The following is a 17,560-nucleotide window of genomic DNA, read 5'->3' as shown; positions in this document are numbered from 1 at the left end:
CCTGACCTTCAAGCACCTGACCCTGGCCCTGGCATTGGCCGGACTGCCCGCCCTGGGCCTGGCGGCCGAACCGGCCAGCGCCTCCGTTGCCCAGTCCGCGCCCGTGGTCCTGACCACCCTGCCGGTGACCCACAGCCTGGCCAGCGTGCTGCTCGACGGCACCTCCATACAGCTCAAGCGCGCCGCCCCCGCCAACCTCCCAGCCACGCGTCAACCGTCCTACTTCAGCGGCCGTGGCGGCGCCAGCCTGCAGAAGGTCGCGCAACAGGCCGACGCGGTGATCGCCCTGCGCTCGATCTGGCGTGACGACCCGCTCTATCCCATGGCCCGGCGCAGCAATATCCGCATCGTCGAGATCGATGCCGCGCGCCCGGTCGACGGTGCCCTGCCCGGCATCGCGGTCCAGGGCGAGAACGCCTTCGCCGGCTATCCCTGGCTGAACCCGACCAACCTGGGGCGCATGGCCGATGTGCTGGCCAACGACCTTGAGCGCCTGGCACCACCGGACAAGGCGAAAATCCAAGCCAACCTCGCCAACCTCAAGCGCCAGTTGCTGGAACTGACCTCCAGCAGCGAAACCCGCCTGGCCGAGGCCGACAACCTGAGCGTGGTCAGCCTCTCGGAGCGGCTCGGCTACCTGGTCAGCGGTCTCAACCTGGATGCCGTCGAACAGCCGCTGCCGGCTGAAGACAAGTGGGACGCCGCCGCGCTCAAGGCCCTCGGTGAAAACCTCGAGCAGCAAGATGTAGCGCTAGTGCTGCACCACCGCCAGCCCGACCCGGCCGTAGCACAAGTGATCACCGCATCCGGTGCCAAGCTGCTGGTGATCGACAGCGACCCGCAGGACACCCTGGCCGGCCTGAAGGCCAGTGTCGAACAGGTGGTCGGAGTGTTGAGCCAGGGTTGAGGCGACGACACACCAGCCCCCTCAGCGCTTCATGCAGCGCTGATAGCGCTCCTCCACCCTGCCGGCGAACCAGGCTGTGGTCAGTTTGCGGGTGATTTTGGGGCTTTTCAGTTCGATACCCGGCAGCACGGCACGCGGCAGGCGCTTGCCGGCAGCCGCATCAGCCAGGGCGAACACCCCCTTGTAAAGCCTGGTCTGCTCGAGCTCCAGGTTGTCGCCCTGCTCCAGGTGGTCGCGAATCACTGGGTTGCGCAGCCCCAGCTTGGGGCCCAGGCGCCGGGCGGCTTTCTCCGTGCTGCCTGGCAGGATCGCCCCAGGCGCGATCAGGTCGCCATCGAGCGCCAGGTCCACCCCGCTAACGCGGCTCAGGGCCGCCTGGAACGCCGCATTGCGGCTGGCATACCAGCCAGCATTGAAATCAGCGAAACGGTAGATCTGGCGGTCGTAGTGGGCGGGGTAACCCAGCAGGTGCGCGATGCCAAAGTACATGCCGCCGCGCCGGGTGAAGACCTCCTGGCGAAGCGTGCCGCTGTAGGCATAGGGATAATCCTTCGCATGACGCTGGGCGAAGTCGATGCTGACCTGCATCGGCCCACCGGTACGCACGGGGTTCAGGCCACCCAACAGGGTTCGCCCCAGCGGCAAGCTGCCGATCAAGTCGTCGAACAAGGCGCTGAGCTGCCGCTCGCTACGCACCGCGGCCAGCCGCTGCTGATAGGTGCGGCCATCGCTCGAAGGCGCCTGCAGGACGCCCTCCACCAGCACGCCAGGGATATGCAAGCGCGCAGCGCGACGATCGATCTCTTCACGGGCGATGCGGCCAAGCCCAGGGACCTGGGGATCGGCCTGGAAGGTGGATTCCTGCTCGGTCACCGCCAGCACCGCGCACAGGTTGCTCTTGCTCGGCTCGATACGCTGGGCGCTGAAAGCGGTCTCGATATCCTTCGCCCAACCGGCGCGGTCATGGACAGTGGTTGGTAACAGACGCATCAGTTCGGCCCGCACCTTGGCCGGATCGGCCACCGGTTCGCTGCGCTGGCTGGCGCAGCCTTGTAGCAACGCCAGTATCACTGCTCCTGCCAGCGCTGAACGCCAGACCATGATCACCTCCCACCTCTATCAGTGGATGCACCATAGCGGCAGCTGTCGGGCGCTGGCAATCGACCGGCGGGGTCAGGACAGGTTTTTGTTCAAGGCTGCTCGCCCACCAAGTAGGTCTTGCTGATATGCCGGAACAGGGGGTGGCTGGCACTGCCCAGTAGCTCGAACAACACCATCTCCCGGGTGACGATCTGCGCGCCCGCATCGCGCATGCGGGCGATACCGGCAGCCTTGCTCAGTGGGTCACGGCTATCGCAGGCATCTTCCACCACGAACACCTGCTTGCCCAGTTCACGCAGGCCGAGCACGGTCTGCAGCACGCAGACATGGGTTTCCATGCCACAGACGATGACCTGTTCGCGGGCCATCAGGCCGGCCGGCAGGCAGTCGGCCGCCACGCAGGAAAAATGCACCTTCTCCACCACCTCGGCCGCCGGCGACGCGGCTTTGAGCTCGGCCACGGTCGGCCCCAGGCCCTTGGGGTACTGTTCGGAGATGACGGTGGGCAACTCCAGCTCGGCCGTGGCCGCCAGCAGCCAGCGCGCACGCGCCAAGGTACCGGTCGGGTCGCTGACCGCACCGATGAGTTTTTCCTGGATATCGATGACCAGCAGCGTGGCCTGTTGTGGATCGATCAGCATTGCCTGCCCCTTGCCTGGGAAAAGGCCTAGCCTCCCCCAGGCAAAGGATGACGTCAATCAGGCAGACAGCCGATGGGGTTCCAGGGACGCCGCCAGCACGCCCAGGACCCGGTCTTCATGCTCGTGAATGAAGAAGTGCCCCCCAGGAAAGACATCAAGGGAGAACTCCCCGACACTCTCCTGGCGCCAGGCCAGCAACTGATCCTCGGTGGCCCGGTCATCCTCGCCAGCCAGCACATGCAACGGGCAGCGCAACGGCGGACGCTGGCGATAGCCGTACCCCCCGCACAGCAGGAAGTCGGCACGCAGCACTGGCAGGGTCAGGCTCATCAACTCTTCGTTGGCGAGCACTTCCTCCGGCGTGCCTTGCAGCTCGCGCAGCTCGGCAATCAGCTCGGCGTCGCTCTTAGGCTCGCGCCACTTCTTGCCGTCGTAGTCCTCGCGCCGGGTCGGCGCCGCCGTGCCACAGGCGAACAGCGCCACTGGTGCCGGGCAACCCAGGGCCTGCAGCTCGTGGGCCAGCTCGAAGGCCAGCAACGCCCCCAAGCTATGGCCGAGCAAGGCATAGGGCGCGTTGGCGGCCAGACGCTGTTCACTGGCCAGTTGCCGGGCCAGGGCCTGCATGTCGGTTTGCAGCGGCTCGCCCAGCCGCGCGCCACGCCCGGGCAACTCGAGCGGACGCACCTGCACCCAGGCTGGCAATTTGCGCCGCCAGCGGCTGTAGACCATGGCACTGGAGCCGGAGTACGGCAGGCAGAGCAGGTTCAATGCGGACACCGGCCGCCCCTCACTGTGCCGCAGCGGTTTCAGCCATCTTCTGGCGCAGGCTCAACGGACGCATATCGGTCCAGACTTCATCGATATAGGCCAGGCAGTCCTTCTTCAGGCCGCTTTTGCCCACGGCGCGCCAGCCCGCCGGAATGGCCTTGTAGTCGGGCCAGATGGAATACTGTTCTTCGTGGTTGACCACTACCTGGAACACGATGTCGTCGCGGTCGAATACGGAAGTCATTGCCTGTCTCCTTGAATGTTGAGAACGCGCGAGGCCTAAGGGCGTTCGGCGGCTACTGGAGAGACGAAGGGCCTGTGGAAAAAATTAGTGTCCGCCCAGACAGGTATTTAACTTTCCACGATCAGCAGATGATGGCATAACCTTTCTTTCCCTTGGCAATCCCCCCTCAGGAGACAGACACATGCTAGGCGTGACCGACTATGGCGCATTCGTGATCGCTTTCATCGTCCTGCTGGCCATTCCCGGGCCGGGCAACTTCGCCTTGATCACTGCCACCGGCAAGGGCGGTATCAAAGGCGGCCTGGCGGCGACCTGCGGCGTGATTCTTGGCGACCAGGTGCTGATGTGGCTGGCCGTGGCGGGCGTGGCCGCTCTGCTCGCCGCCTATCCTACGGCCTTTCACCTGGTGCAGTGGGTGGGCGCCGCCTACCTGGCCTGGCTGGGGCTGCGCATGGTCATGAGCAAACCTGGCACGGCACCACGGCAGAGCAGCATGGACAGCGGCCACTACCTGCGCCAGACCATGATGATCACCCTGCTCAATCCCAAGGCGATCATGTTCTACATGGCCTTCTTTCCGTTGTTCGTCGACCCGGTGCGCCACCAGGGGCTGCTGACCTTCGCCTTCATGGCCGTGACCGTGGCCGCGCTGACGTTCCTCTATGGCCTGGTGGCGGTATTGCTGACGCATCACCTGGCTGAGCGCATGCGGGGCAGCCCGCGCCTGTCGAACCTGTTCGAGCGCTTGGCTGGCGTGTGCCTGGTGGGGTTCGGGATCAAGCTGGCGGTGATGCGCTAAGCGTCGCGCAACAGGTCATGGGCATTGAGCAGACCGTAGGCCACTTCAGGATTGCGCTCCAGCCCCCGGCGGATGGCGGCTGGAATCGCCTGGCGGGTCTTGCGGCACAGCCCTGGTTGCTCTTCCAGCTCGATGACTATGCCACGCATGGTGCGCACCTCATTGAAACCTGGGGCGATGTGCACGCGGATGCCCAGTTGTTCGTACAGCCGCCGCTGTAAGAGGGCCAGGTCCTCCAGGCTCTTGAGGTTTTCCAGGCGCTCGAGCAGACGCTTCTCTTCCTGACGGGTCAACAGCAGGATGCGCTGGGCCGCCGCCGCGCATTCATGCAGCCGCTCGCGCCCGCAATTGCAGGCACCGGGTGGGCAGGGTTGACGGATGAGCGGGCTGGCGTTCATGAGCGCAAGCATAGCCTGTGGCCAATGCCCATGGGAGATCCCAGGCCATAGCGCCCGCCGGCAGCCGTCACTACCCCGCCCCCTCCGGCAACAGGCTGCGGTCGAACATGAAGGGTTTGTCGCTTTGCGGCGTGTGCTGGAACAGTTGCTGGGGCCGGCCCAGTTTCGGGAAGTTCTTCTCGCCGGTATCGCGGATCCAGCCCTCGGCCTTCATGCGCTCCAGGCGCTTGCGCAACGAGGTGTTGTTGACCGGCTGACCCAGACAGGCCTGGACGGCGTTGAGGGCATCGAGCACGGTGAACTTCTCTGGCGCCAGGTACAACGGCAGGTTGCTGTACACCGTCTTGGCCGCCAGGCGCTCGCAGGCCCGCTGCACCAGCAACTGGTGATCGAAGGGCAGCAGGACCTTGCGCCCCTTCACGCTGTCCAGATCGACAAAACGCAGTTGCGAATCATCGGCCTGCTGCTCCGGCCCCAGCAATGCCAGGTAATAGGTGCTCAACGACCAGCCCCGAGGATCGCGGAAGGCATTGCCCTCGGTACCGACCTGCTCCAGATGCCTCGGCACGACCCGCGCCTTCTCGTGCAAGGCGCGATGAGCCGCGGCGTCTAGGTTGTTGTCCGGGGTGCGGCCATTGACGATCACTCCGGGCAAGGCCCACTCTCCGGCATGAGGTTCGCGCTCACGCTGGTACAGCAGCACCTGCAATCGCGGGTCCTCGGGCGCCAGGCGCAAGGCGACGATGTCGACGCTGGCCAGGACTTCAACGGTACTCACATCAAGTCTCCACCGGCTGCTGAAACGCCATATTCCACCAGAAAAACTAAATCAATCAAGCCGTAACCCATAAAAAAATAAGCACTTGACACACTTATTACACCAAGTGAATTATATGACCATTCCAGCAGAGGAGTCTTCCGATGAAGATCGCCAGCTTCGATGTCGACGCCCAGAACGGTTTCACTCTCCATGCCCCGCAGGAACTGCCAGTGCCCGGCGGCCATGAGATTGCTCCAGCGCTGAATGCCATGGCCCGCCGCGCCGACCTGCGCCTGGGCAGCAAGGACGCGCCCCCGGCCAATGCCGCCTGGGTAGTCACCGACGCCAGCCAAATGCTCAAGCCCCTGCCTCTGGCCAATGCCGACCTGACCTGGGTCAGCCACTGCGTGCCCGGCACACCCGGCTTCGAGCTGCTGGCTGGCTTGCCCGCCCCCATCGACTACGACTATTTCGTCTGGAAAGGCGTCGAGCCCGACCTACACCCCTACGGCGCCTGCTATCACGACCTGGCCGAGCGCCGTTCCACCGGCGTGATCGAATACCTCAAGGTACAGGAAGTCGACGTGGTGATCGTCGGAGGCCTGGCCCTGGACTACTGCGTCAAGACCACCGCCCTGCAACTGCGTGCCGCCGGCTTCCAGGTGTTGCTTTACCTCCCGGCCTGCCGCGCCTTGAGCGAAGCCGGAGCCAGCGCCGCCTGCGCCGAAATGACCAGCGCCGGGGTGATCCTCTGCGCGGATGAAGAGCAACTCGACAAGCAGATCAAGGAAGCCCGCCCATGAGCGACAGTGTCTTCGGCCCCCGCATCATCCAGAACCTGCTGGACACCGACTTCTACAAGATCACCATGATGCAGGCAGTGCTGCACAACTATCCCAACGCCGAGGTGGAGTGGGAGTTCCGCTGCCGCAACGGCGAGGACCTGGCGCCTTACCTGGCGGAGATACGCTACCAGGTCGAGCAACTGGCCGAGGTGTCGGTGACCCAGGACCAACTGGCCTACCTAGAGAAAATCCCCTTCATCAAGCCGGACTTCATCCGCTTCCTCAGCCTGTTCCGCTTCAACCTGCGCTATGTCCAGATCGGCCTGGACGACGCCGGGCAACTGGCGATCCGCCTACGTGGCCCTTGGCTGCACGTGATCCTCTATGAAATCCCGCTGCTGGCCATCGTCTCGGAAGTGCGCAACCGCTATCGCTACCGCGAGGTGGTAATGGAGCAGGTGGGTGAACGCCTCTACGAGAAGCTCGACTGGCTCAAGGCCGAGGCCTCCACGACGGAGCTGGCCGGCCTGCAACTGGCCGACTTCGGTACCCGCCGACGATTCTCCTATCGGGTCCAGGAGCATGTCGTGCACACCCTCAAACGGGATTTTCCCGGCCGGTTCGTCGGCACCAGCAACGTGCACCTGGCCCGTGAGTTCGAGCTCAAGCCGATCGGCACCATGGCCCATGAATGGTTCATGGCCCACCAGCAACTGGGCCCGCGCCTGGTCGACAGCCAGGCTGCCGCGCTGGAGTGCTGGGTCCGCGAATATCGTGGCCTGCTCGGCATCGCCCTGACCGACTGCATCGGCATGGACGCGTTCATGAGTGACTTCGACCTGTATTTCGCCAAGCTCTTCGACGGCCTGCGCCACGACTCCGGCGACCCGCTGGCCTGGGCGGAAAAGGCCATTGCCCACTATGAACGCCTGGGAGTAGACCCGAAGAGCAAGACCCTGATCTTCTCCGACGGCCTGGACTTCCCCAAGGCCCTGTCGCTGTACCGCGCCCTGCATGAACGGATCAACGTCAGCTTCGGTATCGGCACCTCCCTGACCTGCGACATTCCGGGCGTGGACCCGATGAACATCGTTATCAAGATGACCGCCTGCAATGGCGCGCCCGTGGCCAAGATCTCCGACAGTCCGGGCAAGACCCAGTGCCGGGATGAGAACTTCGTGGCCTATCTGAAACATGTGTTCGGGGTGGCGGCCTGAGCCAGGTCAGGTTCGATAAGCCAACCTCCGGCTGCGTTTCACGGGCCAGCGCTCGCTGACGCGGTGTGCACTGATACGGCAAACCGCGCAACAGCGCCGACGAACCTCAGCCCTCCCCAACCACCTCCTGCAACCGTGTCCACAATCGCTCCACGTGCTCGCGCTCGGTGGGCAAGGCCCCCACCGACACCCGCACCATCCAGCGCCCCTCCAGCATGGCTGGGGTCACGTAGGCCGTGCCGGAGGCATTGAGGCGCTCGGCCCAGGCGCGGGTATGGGCATCCAGCGCCTCAGCGGTGAGCCCATCGCCATGGTGACGAATACACAGGGTCTGCAGTTGCACCGGCGCCAGCAGCTCCCAGCCTGGCGCGGCCTCGATCTGCTCGGCCAGCCAGCGGGCGTTGTCCAGGTCGCGACGCAGGCGCTGCTGCAGCGCCTCCACACCTTCGCTGCGGAGCATGAACCACAGTTTCAGGGCGCGAAAGCGCCGCCCCAGGGGAATGCCCCAATCGCGCAGGTTCTTCACCTCACCATCGACCGCCGACTGCAAGTAGCTGGGGTTGGTGCTCATCACCCGGATCAGGTGCTGCGGGTCGCGCACGTAGTACAACGAACAATCGAAGGCCACACCCAACCACTTGTGCGCGTTGACCACCACCGAGTCAGCCTGCTCGATGCCGTCCCACATCCAGCGGCATTCGGGGAGGATCATCGCCGAACCGGCCATGGCCGAGTCCACGTGCAACCACAGGCCATGGGCACGGGCGATGGTACCGATCGGCTGCAAGGGGTCAAGGGCGGTGGTGGCCGTGGTGCCGGTGGTGGCGACCACGGCGCAGGGCTGCCGGCCGGCCGCCAGGTCTGCTTCGATGGCCGCCTGCAGCGCTTCGGGGCACATGGCGAAACGCTCATCGGTCGCGATCAGGCGGATATTGTCGCGGCCGAAACCGGCCAGCAGCGCGGCTTTGTCTACCGAGCTATGGGCATGGGCGCTGGCGTAGACGATCAACGCCTTGGCCTCGGCCTGCAGGCCGCCACGGGCCAGAGCATAGCCGCTGGCACGCTCGCGGGCGCAGATCAGCGCCACCAGGGTACTGGTCGAGGCGGTGTCCTGGATCACCCCGCTCCATTGCTCCGACAAACCGAGCAACTGGCGCATCCAGTCCAGGGTGGTTTCCTCCAGCTCACTGAGCGCCGGGCTGGATTGCCAGGACAGACCGAGCACTCCGAGCCCTGTACTGAGGAAGTCGCCCAGCACCGACGGCAAAGTGCCGTTGGACGGAAAGTAGCCGTAGAAGTCCGGATGCTGCCAATGGGACAGCCCCGGCATCACCCACTGCGAGACATCCTCGAGGATCCGCGCGAACGGTTCGCCCTGCCCAGGTGCCGACCGGGGCAAGGCAGCCTTGAGATAGCCAGGCTCGACCTGGGCCATCACCGGGCGCTCGGCAATGGTCTGGCGGTAATCGGCGATCAGGTCGATCAGTTGGTGGCCATACTGGCGGAATTCTTCCGGGTTCACGGTGTGCCTCCTCGGTTGGATGGGGTCAACCGAGTCTAGGCGTTGTGCCGCGTGGGAAACACGCCGCTTCGCGCATAGCTCCTATGGCGAAGGCGCATGCCCGCCCTGCACGCCGAACTGCGACTGCCGCCACAGTTCGAACACCCGGTTGCGCAACCAACGATGCTCGACCGAGGCCTGCAAGCGCTGATGCCAGACCACCCAGTAGCGCTGGCTATGCTCGACGAAACCCAGCGGCCGCCAGGCCAAGGGGTGCAAGCGGCTGAGTTGGCGAGCGATGTGCTCGGGTACGGTGGCCAGCGATTGGCTGCTGCCGACCACCTGCACCGCTGCCGAGAAAAACGGTACCTGCAAGCCGATCCGCCGCTGCAGCCCTTGGGCGCGCAAGTGGCGGTCGATGAAACTGTCCTTGTCGCCGCCACCGGAGATGCGCACATGCTTGAAGGCCAGGTAGTCATCCTGGCTCAACGCTTCGCTGCGCGCCAATGGATGGTCCCGGCGCATCAGGCACACCGCCCGGTCCTCACCCAGCAGGCGACCGTGCAGGTTGGGTGGGGACTCATCGAACAAGGTGGTGGCCAGGTCGATCTCGCCGCTGGCCAGCAACGCGTACTGGCCTGCTTGCCAAGTTCGGTACTCCAGCGACACGCCTGGCGCTTCCTGCTCTAGAACCGCCACCAGCAACGGCAGCATGTGCTCGGCGACATAGTCTGAAGCGGCCAGGCAGAAACGCCGCTCACAACGCGCCGGGTCGAAGGCCGCCGGTTGGCGCAGGGCCTGCAGCTGCTCCAGCACCTGGCGCAAGGGCTCCACTAGCCCTTCGGCATGTTCGCTCAGTACATAGCCGCGGCCCTGGCGCACCAGCAGGGGGTCGTCGAAGGCCTCGCGCAGATGCGCCAGTTGCCGGCTCAGCGCCGACTGGCTGCAGCCCAGGCGTTCGGCGGCATGGCTGAGGTTCTTCAACTGCAGCAGGCAGTCGAGGGTGCGCAGGTGGGCAAGGCTGAGGGCGGCGAAAACGGGGTTCATGGGATATAGCCTCAACCTCAGAAATTGAGGCATGCCGGATGAGGCAGAAGCCAGCGTCAGTTGGCGATGGCCCGGTGACGCACACATCTGCGCAGCGCCCCCACCTTTGGCAAGGCTGCGCCTTGCATCGCCAGCTAACGCTGACTCCTACAGGTACAGCCTCGGCCGTAAAAGCTGAGATATGCCAGAAATCAGTCAGTCAGCCCGACGTAGACGTTCTGCACGTCATCATGACCGTCGATCTTTTCCAGGAACTCTTCCACCTCGGCCAGTTCTTCAGCGCTCAGACTTGCAGCGCTGACTGGGTTCTTCGGGGTGTAGCCGATCTTCGCCGAGGTCACGGTGAAGCCGTGCTGCGGCAAGGCCTTCTGCACGGCGTCCAGGTCGGTGGTGTCGGTGATGAACAGGGTCGAGCCCTCTTCCTCGCCCGGCTCGAAGTCCTGGGCACCGGCTTCGATGGCGGCCATCTCAGGATCGGCCTCGGCGTTGTCCGGGGTCGCTTCGATCAGGCCGACGTGGTTGAAGTCCCAGGCGACCGAACCGCTGGCGCCCAGTTGGCCCTTGCGGAACGCCACGCGAATCTCGGCGACGGTGCGGTTGACGTTGTCGGTCAGGCACTCGACGATCAGCGGCACCCGGTGTGGAGCGAAGCCTTCGTAGGTCACGGCGGCGTACTGCACCGCGTCGCCGTCCAGGCCGGCGCCTTTGCGGATCGCGCGCTCCAGGGTCTCGCGGGTCATCGAGGCCTTCTTGGCTTGTTCCACGGCCAGGCGCAGGCGTGGGTTCATGTCCGGGTCCGCGCCGGATTTCGCGGCAATCTGGATCTCTTTGGCCAGCTTGCCCATGATCTTGCCTTTGGCATTGGCTGCGGCTTCTTTATGTTTGGCTTTCCACTGTGCGCCCATGTCGACTCTCTTTGTTTCAGGTGCCGGTTCAGGAAGCGACCGGCAAAAGTGGGTGCAGTTTATACGCCCTCCAGCACCCAATCGACAAGAAATCGCTTAACCCTTGTCCGCTTTACCTGCTGCCGCGGCAAAACGTGCCAGGCGTACATCCAAACGGCGTGGCCGGCGGTTCTGGTCCTCGGCCTGCTCCTTGCGGCGGATGGCGTTGCGTACCATCAGCGAGCCCAAGTAGCGGATCGGCTCCGGCGGAAACTGCCCCAGCGGCCCCTTGACCAGCGGCGAACGGGTCCAGGCGTTGTCCAGGCCCAGGGCCAGCGACGAGAGGATCTGCCCTCCCATATGGCACGGCCCGACGCCGCTGCCCGAATAGCCAAAGCCATAGAACACGTTGCCCTGCCCATCCAGGCGGCCGAAAAACGGCAAGCCGGTGACGGACCGATCCGATGGCCCGTTCCAACTGGCCGCCAGCGGCACCTCGGCCAATGCCGGAAAGAAGTCCGCCAGGCTGTCGCGCAACAAACGCTCGTAGGGCGACGGCTGGTCGAATACCGGCAGCATGCGCCCGCCGTAGGCAAAGGTATTGCCACCCTTGCCCAGCATCAGCCGGCCATCGCTGGTGTTGTGGTAGTAGTGAACGAAGATTCGCGAGTCCAGCACGCTGATACCGTTGGCCAGGCCGATCTGCTGCAACAGCTGCGGGCAGGGCTCGGTGATGACCATGTCGCTGGAGACGATGGCCACGCTGCGCTCGAACTGCGGGAAGGCCCGCGCCATCCAGGCATTGAGGCCGAGCACCACACGGTCGGCGCGGACCACGCCCTGGGCGGTGCGCACCTGCACCGGCGCACCGTGCTGCAGCCCCGTCATGGCAGTCCCTTCATGGATGCGCACGCCGCGCTGCAAAGCCACTCGGCGCAGGCCGCGCACCAGTCGGCCAGGCTGCACCGTGGCGGCGGCCGGCGAGAACCAGCCCTCCAGGTGCCGATCAGAACCAGCCAAGCGCTGCGCCTGCTCCAGCGGCAGACGCTCGAAGGAGTTGATCCCCTGGCGCTCCAAGGCCGCGATCACCGCGTCGGTGCTGCCGACCTGGGCACGGTTGGTGGCGGTGTACAGGGTGCCGTCCTGGCGATAGTCACACTCGATGCCGTTGGCCCGGCAGAAGTCGCCGATGGCGCGGATGCTCTGCTCGGACTCGCGCACCAGCCGTACCGCCTCGGCCACCCCGAACAGACGCTCGAGGGTGAAATACTTGGCCGACCAGCTCAGCGCGCAACCGCCGTTGCGCCCACTGGCCCCGGCGCCGCAAATGTCTGCCTCGATCAGCAGCACATCCAGGGCCGGGTTATGTGCCTTGATCATCAGAGCCGTCCACAGCCCGGTGTAGCCGCCACCGACAATGCAGATGTCACAACGCGCATCGCCTCGCAAGGGTGGGCACAGTGCCTCGTCTTCCTGATCAAGTGCCTGTTGCAGCCAAAACGGTCTCATCGGTTTTTCCTCAAGTGCGTGCCGGCTTGATGACCATGCCGGTGTTGGGTGCCACGTCGTTGGCCTGCTCGGCGGTGGCCGGGCGGCTGTTCCAGTGCGGTAGCAGGACCAGGGCGGAGAACAGCGCGCAGCCGGCGAAGACGATGAACACCGTCACGCTGTCGAAGTACCCCGGCAGCAGGCCGCCCAGCACCGCGCCGATCGAGCCGCAGCCGTTGACGAAGCCAGCGGCGGTGGCGCCAGCCTTGGCGGTGCCGAAGTCGATGGCCGCCGCGCCGCTGATCATCGAGTCCGGCCCGTACAGGGTCAGGCCCATGACGAACAGCAAGGCCACCACCAGAATCACGCTGCCGCTGTGCATCGCCGCCATGAACAGCGCCAGCACCACCGTTAGCAGCATCAGGCTGATCACGCAGGCCGGCATCCGACGGGCGCCGAACAGCTTGTCCGAGGCCAGGCCGATGATGATTGGCCCGAGCAGCCCAGCCAGTTCGAAGGCGGTGGGGATGATCGCCGCGCCGACCTTGCCGACCGAGGGCATCTGTTCGAAGACGATCACTGGTCCCCAGAGCAGGATGGCGTAGCGCGCCGGTTTCAACAGGAAGTAGGCAAGGCCCAGCGTCAGTACCGTCCGGTTGTGCAGGATCTCGCGCAAAGGCGCCCAGACACTGCACAGGTTCGAGCCCGGCGACATGCTCTGTGGCTCGGGCTCCACCGCCGGCAGGCCGACATCCTCGGGCTTGTTGCGCTGGAAGATGAAAAACAGCACCGCTACCCCGGCCACCACGGCCGCGCTGGAGAAGAACGCCGCGTGCCAAGTGCCGATCAGGGTGTAGGCCCACCAGCCGGCGAAGGGCGAGGCCACCAGGCCGCCGAAGGCATAGCACGAGCTCCACAAGCCCAGTACCCGGCCACGCTGGGCGGAAGGGAAGAAACTGCCGATGTTCTTGCACAACCCCGCCCAGCCGGTCGATTGCGCCAGGCCCTGGATCAACATGCAGGTGGCGAAGATCGGGAAGGTTGCATAACTGCCCATCACCACCGCCGCCGCAGCAGAAATGAGCAGGCCGCCGAGCACCACCACACGCGGACCGAAGCGGTCGGCGAGCATGCCCCAGGTGAACTGGCCGACGGCGTAGGCCGCCAGGTAGATCGCATCGAGGTTGGCCATCGCGGCCTTGTCGAGGAGGAAGTCCGGGTCTTCTCCGATGCCCAGCTTGGCCACCGAAAATGCTTTGCGGGTGAAGTAGAACGCGGCATAGGCCAGCCAGGTAATAGCGAAAATCTGGACACGCCAGCGTTTGAACGCTGCTAGGGATTGATTCATGGTGACTCTGACCTCGAGAACTGAAGTGTGCCGGCAGAATGTGAAGAAACGCCTGTCTTGTTTTTGTGTTGCGCACTGCATGACGGAGGACCGTCATCTGGTCAGATGGCCCGGCGATCTGGCGTGATCGTTCGGGACCATGGCCGCTCACCGCGTCTTGTGGAAGCGCCGCTCGGCTGATAAGGATGGAACCAATTACTGACTGATAAATAAAATCGATTTATTGTATTTCACACATAAGCTCAGCTTTTAACAGGAATGGTGATGTCGGTCTCCCACGCTCAACTCAAGGCTTTTCACGCTGTCGCTGTGCACGGCAGCTTCACCCGGGCCGCCGAGCGCCTGTTCCTCACCCAGCCGGCGATTTCCGACCAGGTGCGCAAGCTCGAAGAGCGCTTCGGTGTGCTGCTGTTCCACCGCAACAAACGTTCAGTGCAGCTCACCGACCTGGGCGAGCGCCTGCTCGGCATCACCCAGCGCCTGTTCGCCTGCGAGGCCGAAGCCCACGAGCTGCTGCAGGACTCCCGCGCCTTGCACACTGGCACCCTGGTGCTGGCCGTGGACGCGCCGGTGCACGTGCTGCCGCAGATCGCCCGCTTCTGCCAGCGCTACCCCGGCATCCAGGTCAAGATCGAGACCGGCAACACCGACGAGTCCTTATTGCGGCTGTTCAACTACCAGGCCGACCTGGCCCTGCTCGGCCGTGACGTGGACGACGCACGCCTGTTCTGCGTGCCGATGCGCAGCGACCCCATGGTTGCCTTCGTCTCCCATAACCATCCTTGGGCCAGCCGTGGCTCGATCAGCCTGGCCGACCTGGACGACACCCCGATCGTCCTGCGCGAACCTGGCTCGGTCACCCGCCAGACGCTGGAGGAAGAAATGCACCGCGCCGGCCTGCGCATCCGTGCGGCGATCCAGGTCGAAGGCCGCGAGGCCGCGCGCGAGGCGGTGGTGGTGGGGATTGGCGTGGGCGTGGTGTCGGCTGCCGAGTTCGGTGCCGATGCACGGGTCTGCGCGCTGCCGATCGTCGATTGCCAGCGGCACCTGACCGAGACCCTGGTATGCCTGCGCGAGCAGCGCACGCGGCGGGTGGTGGCGACCTTCCTGCAGATGGTTCAGGAAGACCTCTGAAGCGCCCTGCCCTATGCTGATGGGCACCCCTGCCACGAGCGCTGACCATGCTCTACCGGACCGCTGCCGACGCCTTGCTCCTCCTGCACCTGGCCTTCATCCTGCTGGTGCTGTTCGGCGGCCTGCTGGTGCTGAAATGGCGGGCAGCGCTGTTCATCCATTTGCCGGCATTGGTCTGGGGCCTGGCGGTTGAATGTCTGCATCTGGACTGCCCGCTGACCGCCTGGGAAAACCAGATGCTCGCCGCCGCCGGCCAGGCCGGCTACCAGGGCGGCTTCATCGAGCACTACATCTGGCCGCTGATCTACCCCGCCGGGCTGACAGCTCAGGTGCAGGTGCTGCTGGGGGCGTTCGTGTTGCTGTTCAACCTTGGCATCTACGCTTACGTGTTCCGGCGCAGGCGCCGTTAGCGGGTGGCAATGACGAACAACCGCGGGAAAGGCAACAGCACCCTGCCATCGCACGCCAGCGGATAGGCCTGCTGCATAGCCTGCAGATAGCACTGCAGGAAGTCCGCCTGTTCCTGCTCATCCAGCAATGCCAGGTACGGCCGCAACGCCGAGCCCTTGAACCACTCCACCACCGCCTCGGCGCCACCGGCCAAGGGGTGATGGTAGGTGGTGCGCCATACGTCCACCCGGGCGCACAGCGGGCTGAGCAGATCGTAGTAGAAGGCGGCGTTGTGCCGGGGTGGGAGCTGCAGATGGCCGAGCTTGGCGGCCCAAGGGCCTTGGCTGGCGATCTCGCGCAACTGGCGGTGGGCAGGCTCATCGAGGTTGTCGGGGGTCTGGACGGCCAGGCTACCACCCTCCGCCAATTGCCGCACAAGGTGCGGATAGAGCGAGGCGTGGTCCGGCACCCATTGCAGCGAGGCATTGGCCAGGATCAGGTCCTGGGGTTCGCTGGCCGACCATCGGGCGATGTCCGCCACCTCGCAGCGTACCTGCGGCAGGCGTTGACGGGCCTTGTCGATCATGTCCTGGTCGCTGTCCAAGGCCTGGACCCGGGCCTCGGGAAAGCGCTGCAGCAACACCTCCGTGGAGTTGCCCGGGCCACAGCCCAGGTCAGTCGCCTGCCGTACCGGCCGTGGCGGCAGCGCCGCCAGCAGGTCGCGTACCGCGCGCGTGCGCTCGTTTTCGAACAGGGAGTATTGGGTAGCGGACCAGGACATTGCAGGCTCCTTCGAGGGACATGCGGCTTAGCATAAGCCAAACCTCGGCAACGGAGCTGTCATCGATGACGGTATTGTTGTGACGCCGAAGACCTAGGCCGCTCTGCGCTCCTAGGCCCCCTGGCTCCCCTGCGCAGCCGCTGCAAAGCGTCGGCTGGCACTCAGGCACAACACCAGACCCAGCACCGCCAGCCCACCGCCGACCAGGCCGATGTGGGCCACACCCAGTTGGCTGCTGACGATACTGCCAAGCAACGCGCCGCCGCCGATGCCGATATTGTAGATGCCAGAGAACAGCGCCATGGCCACGTCGGTGGCGTCGGTCGCCAGCTTCAGGGTCCTGGATTGCAGGGCCAGGCTGAAACTGAGGATAGCGATGCCCCAGAACACGCTGAGAACGGCGAAGCTGTAGAAGTTCGCCGACAACGGCAACAGCAGCAACAGGCAGGCCGCTAGGCCAGCGATAGCGCCGACCAGGAAGCCCTGCGGGAAGCGCTCGCTGTAGCGGCTGAACAGCACCGAGCCGAACACCCCGGCTCCGCCGAACAGCAACAGCAGCAGCGTGGTGCGCTCGCCGCCGATCTGCGCAACATTGAGAGCGAACGGCTCGATGTAGCTGTAGGCGGTGAATTGCGCGGTGATCACCAGGGCCACCAATACATAGACGGTGACCAGCGCCGGCCGCTTGAACAGCATCGGCAGGCTGCGCAGGGAGCCGGAATTCTGGCTTGGCAGCAACGGCAACGACTTGACCAGGCAGAGCAAGGTGGCCAGGGCCACGCCCGCGATGCAGAGGAAGGTCACCCGCCAGCCCAAAGCCTCGCCCACCACCCGTCCCAGGGGGATGCCCAAGACCATGGCCAGGGTGGTGCCGGTGGCCAGCAGGCCCAGGGCCTTGGCCTGTTGGCCCGGCGGCGCCACGCGTACGGCCAGGGAGGCGGTGATGGCCCAGAACACCGCATGGGCCAGGGCGATGCCGATACGGCTGAGCAGCAGCATGGCGAAGCTCTGCGCCAGCCAGGACAGCAAGTGGCTGAGGATGAACACGGCGAACACCACGATCAGCAACCGACGCCTCTCGATGTTGCGGGTCAACAGCATCATCGGCAGCGACGCCAAGGCCACCACCCAGGCATAGATGGTCAACATCAGGCCGACCTGGGCCGTGCTCATGTCGAAGCTGCGGCCAATGTCGCTGAGCAGCGCCACCGGCACGAACTCGGTGGTGTTGAAGATGAACGCGGCCAGGGCCAAGGCGATGACGCTCAGCCAGCTGCCGCTGGTTGCGGATGCGGGGGTGTTCATAGGTGTGGACGAAGTCTCCGGGAACAAGGCGGCCAGACGCCCACCGCCGCCTCGATACAGGG

Annotated in this window: 19 protein-coding genes; 6 read left to right on the top strand and 13 right to left on the bottom strand. The window is 65.0% G+C overall.

Translation table 11 applies throughout. From position 1 onward, the window contains the following. Position 1 precedes the first annotated feature (1 nt). Complete coding sequence (locus ACYU03_RS10880) at positions 2-907, top strand: metal ABC transporter substrate-binding protein (protein WP_461891442.1); 906 nt, start codon at positions 2-4, stop codon at positions 905-907. 21 nt (positions 908-928) lie between these two features. Here ACYU03_RS10880 and ACYU03_RS10875 read toward each other — a convergent pair whose 3' ends face one another. The 4 genes from ACYU03_RS10875 to ACYU03_RS10860 form a co-directional block, all read right to left on the bottom strand. Further along, on the bottom strand, positions 929-2,008 hold the full coding sequence (locus tag ACYU03_RS10875) for a DUF1615 domain-containing protein (RefSeq protein ID WP_461890560.1): 1,080 nt from the start codon (positions 2,006-2,008) through the stop codon (positions 929-931). Between the two features lie 89 nt (positions 2,009-2,097). After that, positions 2,098-2,649: a hydrolase gene (locus ACYU03_RS10870; protein WP_461890558.1), complete on the bottom strand. Its 552-nt coding sequence runs from the start codon at positions 2,647-2,649 to the stop codon at positions 2,098-2,100. Positions 2,650-2,706: 57 nt separating this feature from the next. Further along, positions 2,707-3,426, bottom strand: coding sequence for a thioesterase II family protein (locus ACYU03_RS10865; protein WP_461890556.1), 720 nt, complete (start codon positions 3,424-3,426; stop codon positions 2,707-2,709). 10 nt (positions 3,427-3,436) lie between these two features. Then, positions 3,437-3,661 (bottom strand): MbtH family protein, encoded by a 225-nt coding sequence (locus ACYU03_RS10860; RefSeq protein WP_158458391.1) that lies wholly within the window; start codon positions 3,659-3,661, stop codon positions 3,437-3,439. Between the two features lie 181 nt (positions 3,662-3,842). Between ACYU03_RS10860 and ACYU03_RS10855 the strand changes: the two genes are divergently transcribed. After that, positions 3,843-4,460: a LysE family translocator gene (locus tag ACYU03_RS10855; protein WP_461890554.1), complete on the top strand. Its 618-nt coding sequence runs from the start codon at positions 3,843-3,845 to the stop codon at positions 4,458-4,460. On the opposite strand, the gene ACYU03_RS10850 is transcribed toward ACYU03_RS10855, so the two are convergent. Continuing rightward, the gene (locus ACYU03_RS10850; protein ID WP_461890552.1) at positions 4,457-4,858 is read right to left on the bottom strand and encodes a hypothetical protein; all 402 of its coding nucleotides are present in this window, start codon (positions 4,856-4,858) and stop codon (positions 4,457-4,459) included. The genes ACYU03_RS10855 and ACYU03_RS10850 overlap by 4 nt on opposite strands. Positions 4,859-4,928: 70 nt before the next feature. Then, positions 4,929-5,636: an NrtR DNA-binding winged helix domain-containing protein gene (locus ACYU03_RS10845; RefSeq protein WP_461890550.1), complete on the bottom strand. Its 708-nt coding sequence runs from the start codon at positions 5,634-5,636 to the stop codon at positions 4,929-4,931. Between the two features lie 143 nt (positions 5,637-5,779). On the opposite strand from ACYU03_RS10845, the gene ACYU03_RS10840 reads away from it, so the two are divergent. Both ACYU03_RS10840 and pncB read left to right on the top strand, forming a co-directional pair. Further along, a complete protein-coding gene (locus ACYU03_RS10840) occupies positions 5,780-6,421 on the top strand; it encodes a nicotinamidase (protein ID WP_461890548.1) in 642 nt (213 codons plus the stop codon). Further along, the gene (pncB, locus tag ACYU03_RS10835) at positions 6,418-7,620 is read left to right on the top strand and encodes a nicotinate phosphoribosyltransferase (protein ID WP_461890546.1); all 1,203 of its coding nucleotides are present in this window, start codon (positions 6,418-6,420) and stop codon (positions 7,618-7,620) included. The genes ACYU03_RS10840 and pncB overlap by 4 nt, the downstream gene beginning before the upstream one ends. Positions 7,621-7,726: 106 nt before the next feature. On the opposite strand, the gene ACYU03_RS10830 is transcribed toward pncB, so the two are convergent. The 5 genes from ACYU03_RS10830 to ACYU03_RS10810 all read right to left on the bottom strand — a co-directional run bounded on the left by ACYU03_RS10830 (position 7,727) and on the right by ACYU03_RS10810 (position 13,888). After that, the gene (locus ACYU03_RS10830; protein WP_461890544.1) at positions 7,727-9,142 is read right to left on the bottom strand and encodes a DOPA decarboxylase; all 1,416 of its coding nucleotides are present in this window, start codon (positions 9,140-9,142) and stop codon (positions 7,727-7,729) included. A gap of 81 nt (positions 9,143-9,223) precedes the next feature. Continuing rightward, a complete protein-coding gene (locus ACYU03_RS10825; protein ID WP_461890542.1) occupies positions 9,224-10,168 on the bottom strand; it encodes a LysR family transcriptional regulator in 945 nt (314 codons plus the stop codon). 191 nt (positions 10,169-10,359) lie between these two features. Beyond that, a complete protein-coding gene (locus tag ACYU03_RS10820) occupies positions 10,360-11,073 on the bottom strand; it encodes a YebC/PmpR family DNA-binding transcriptional regulator (protein ID WP_461890540.1) in 714 nt (237 codons plus the stop codon). Between the two features lie 96 nt (positions 11,074-11,169). Further along, positions 11,170-12,561: an FAD-dependent oxidoreductase gene (locus ACYU03_RS10815; RefSeq protein WP_461890538.1), complete on the bottom strand. Its 1,392-nt coding sequence runs from the start codon at positions 12,559-12,561 to the stop codon at positions 11,170-11,172. Between the two features lie 10 nt (positions 12,562-12,571). After that, positions 12,572-13,888, bottom strand: coding sequence for an MFS transporter (locus ACYU03_RS10810; protein ID WP_461890536.1), 1,317 nt, complete (start codon positions 13,886-13,888; stop codon positions 12,572-12,574). Between the two features lie 264 nt (positions 13,889-14,152). Here ACYU03_RS10810 and ACYU03_RS10805 point away from each other — a divergent pair, with 264 nt between their 5' ends. Together ACYU03_RS10805 and ACYU03_RS10800 are read left to right on the top strand one after the other, a co-directional pair. Then, entirely contained in the window at positions 14,153-15,022 is an 870-nt protein-coding gene (locus ACYU03_RS10805) for a LysR substrate-binding domain-containing protein (RefSeq protein ID WP_461890534.1), read from the top strand. A 47-nt stretch (positions 15,023-15,069) separates the two neighbouring features. Then, positions 15,070-15,432 (top strand): DUF2784 domain-containing protein, encoded by a 363-nt coding sequence (locus ACYU03_RS10800; protein ID WP_461890532.1) that lies wholly within the window; start codon positions 15,070-15,072, stop codon positions 15,430-15,432. On the opposite strand, the gene tam is transcribed toward ACYU03_RS10800, so the two are convergent. Next, entirely contained in the window at positions 15,429-16,193 is a 765-nt protein-coding gene (gene tam / locus ACYU03_RS10795) for a trans-aconitate 2-methyltransferase (protein WP_461890530.1), read from the bottom strand. The two genes, ACYU03_RS10800 and tam, sit on opposite strands and share 4 nt — an antisense overlap. A gap of 111 nt (positions 16,194-16,304) precedes the next feature. Further along, on the bottom strand, positions 16,305-17,498 hold the full coding sequence (locus ACYU03_RS10790) for a sugar transporter (protein WP_461890528.1): 1,194 nt from the start codon (positions 17,496-17,498) through the stop codon (positions 16,305-16,307). Between the last annotated feature and the right edge of the window lie 62 nt (positions 17,499-17,560).

It is taken from the genome of Pseudomonas sp. X10 (assembly GCF_054889225.1).
Note: the sequence above shows the minus strand (reverse complement) of the source record. Positions and strands in the feature narration are given on the sequence as shown.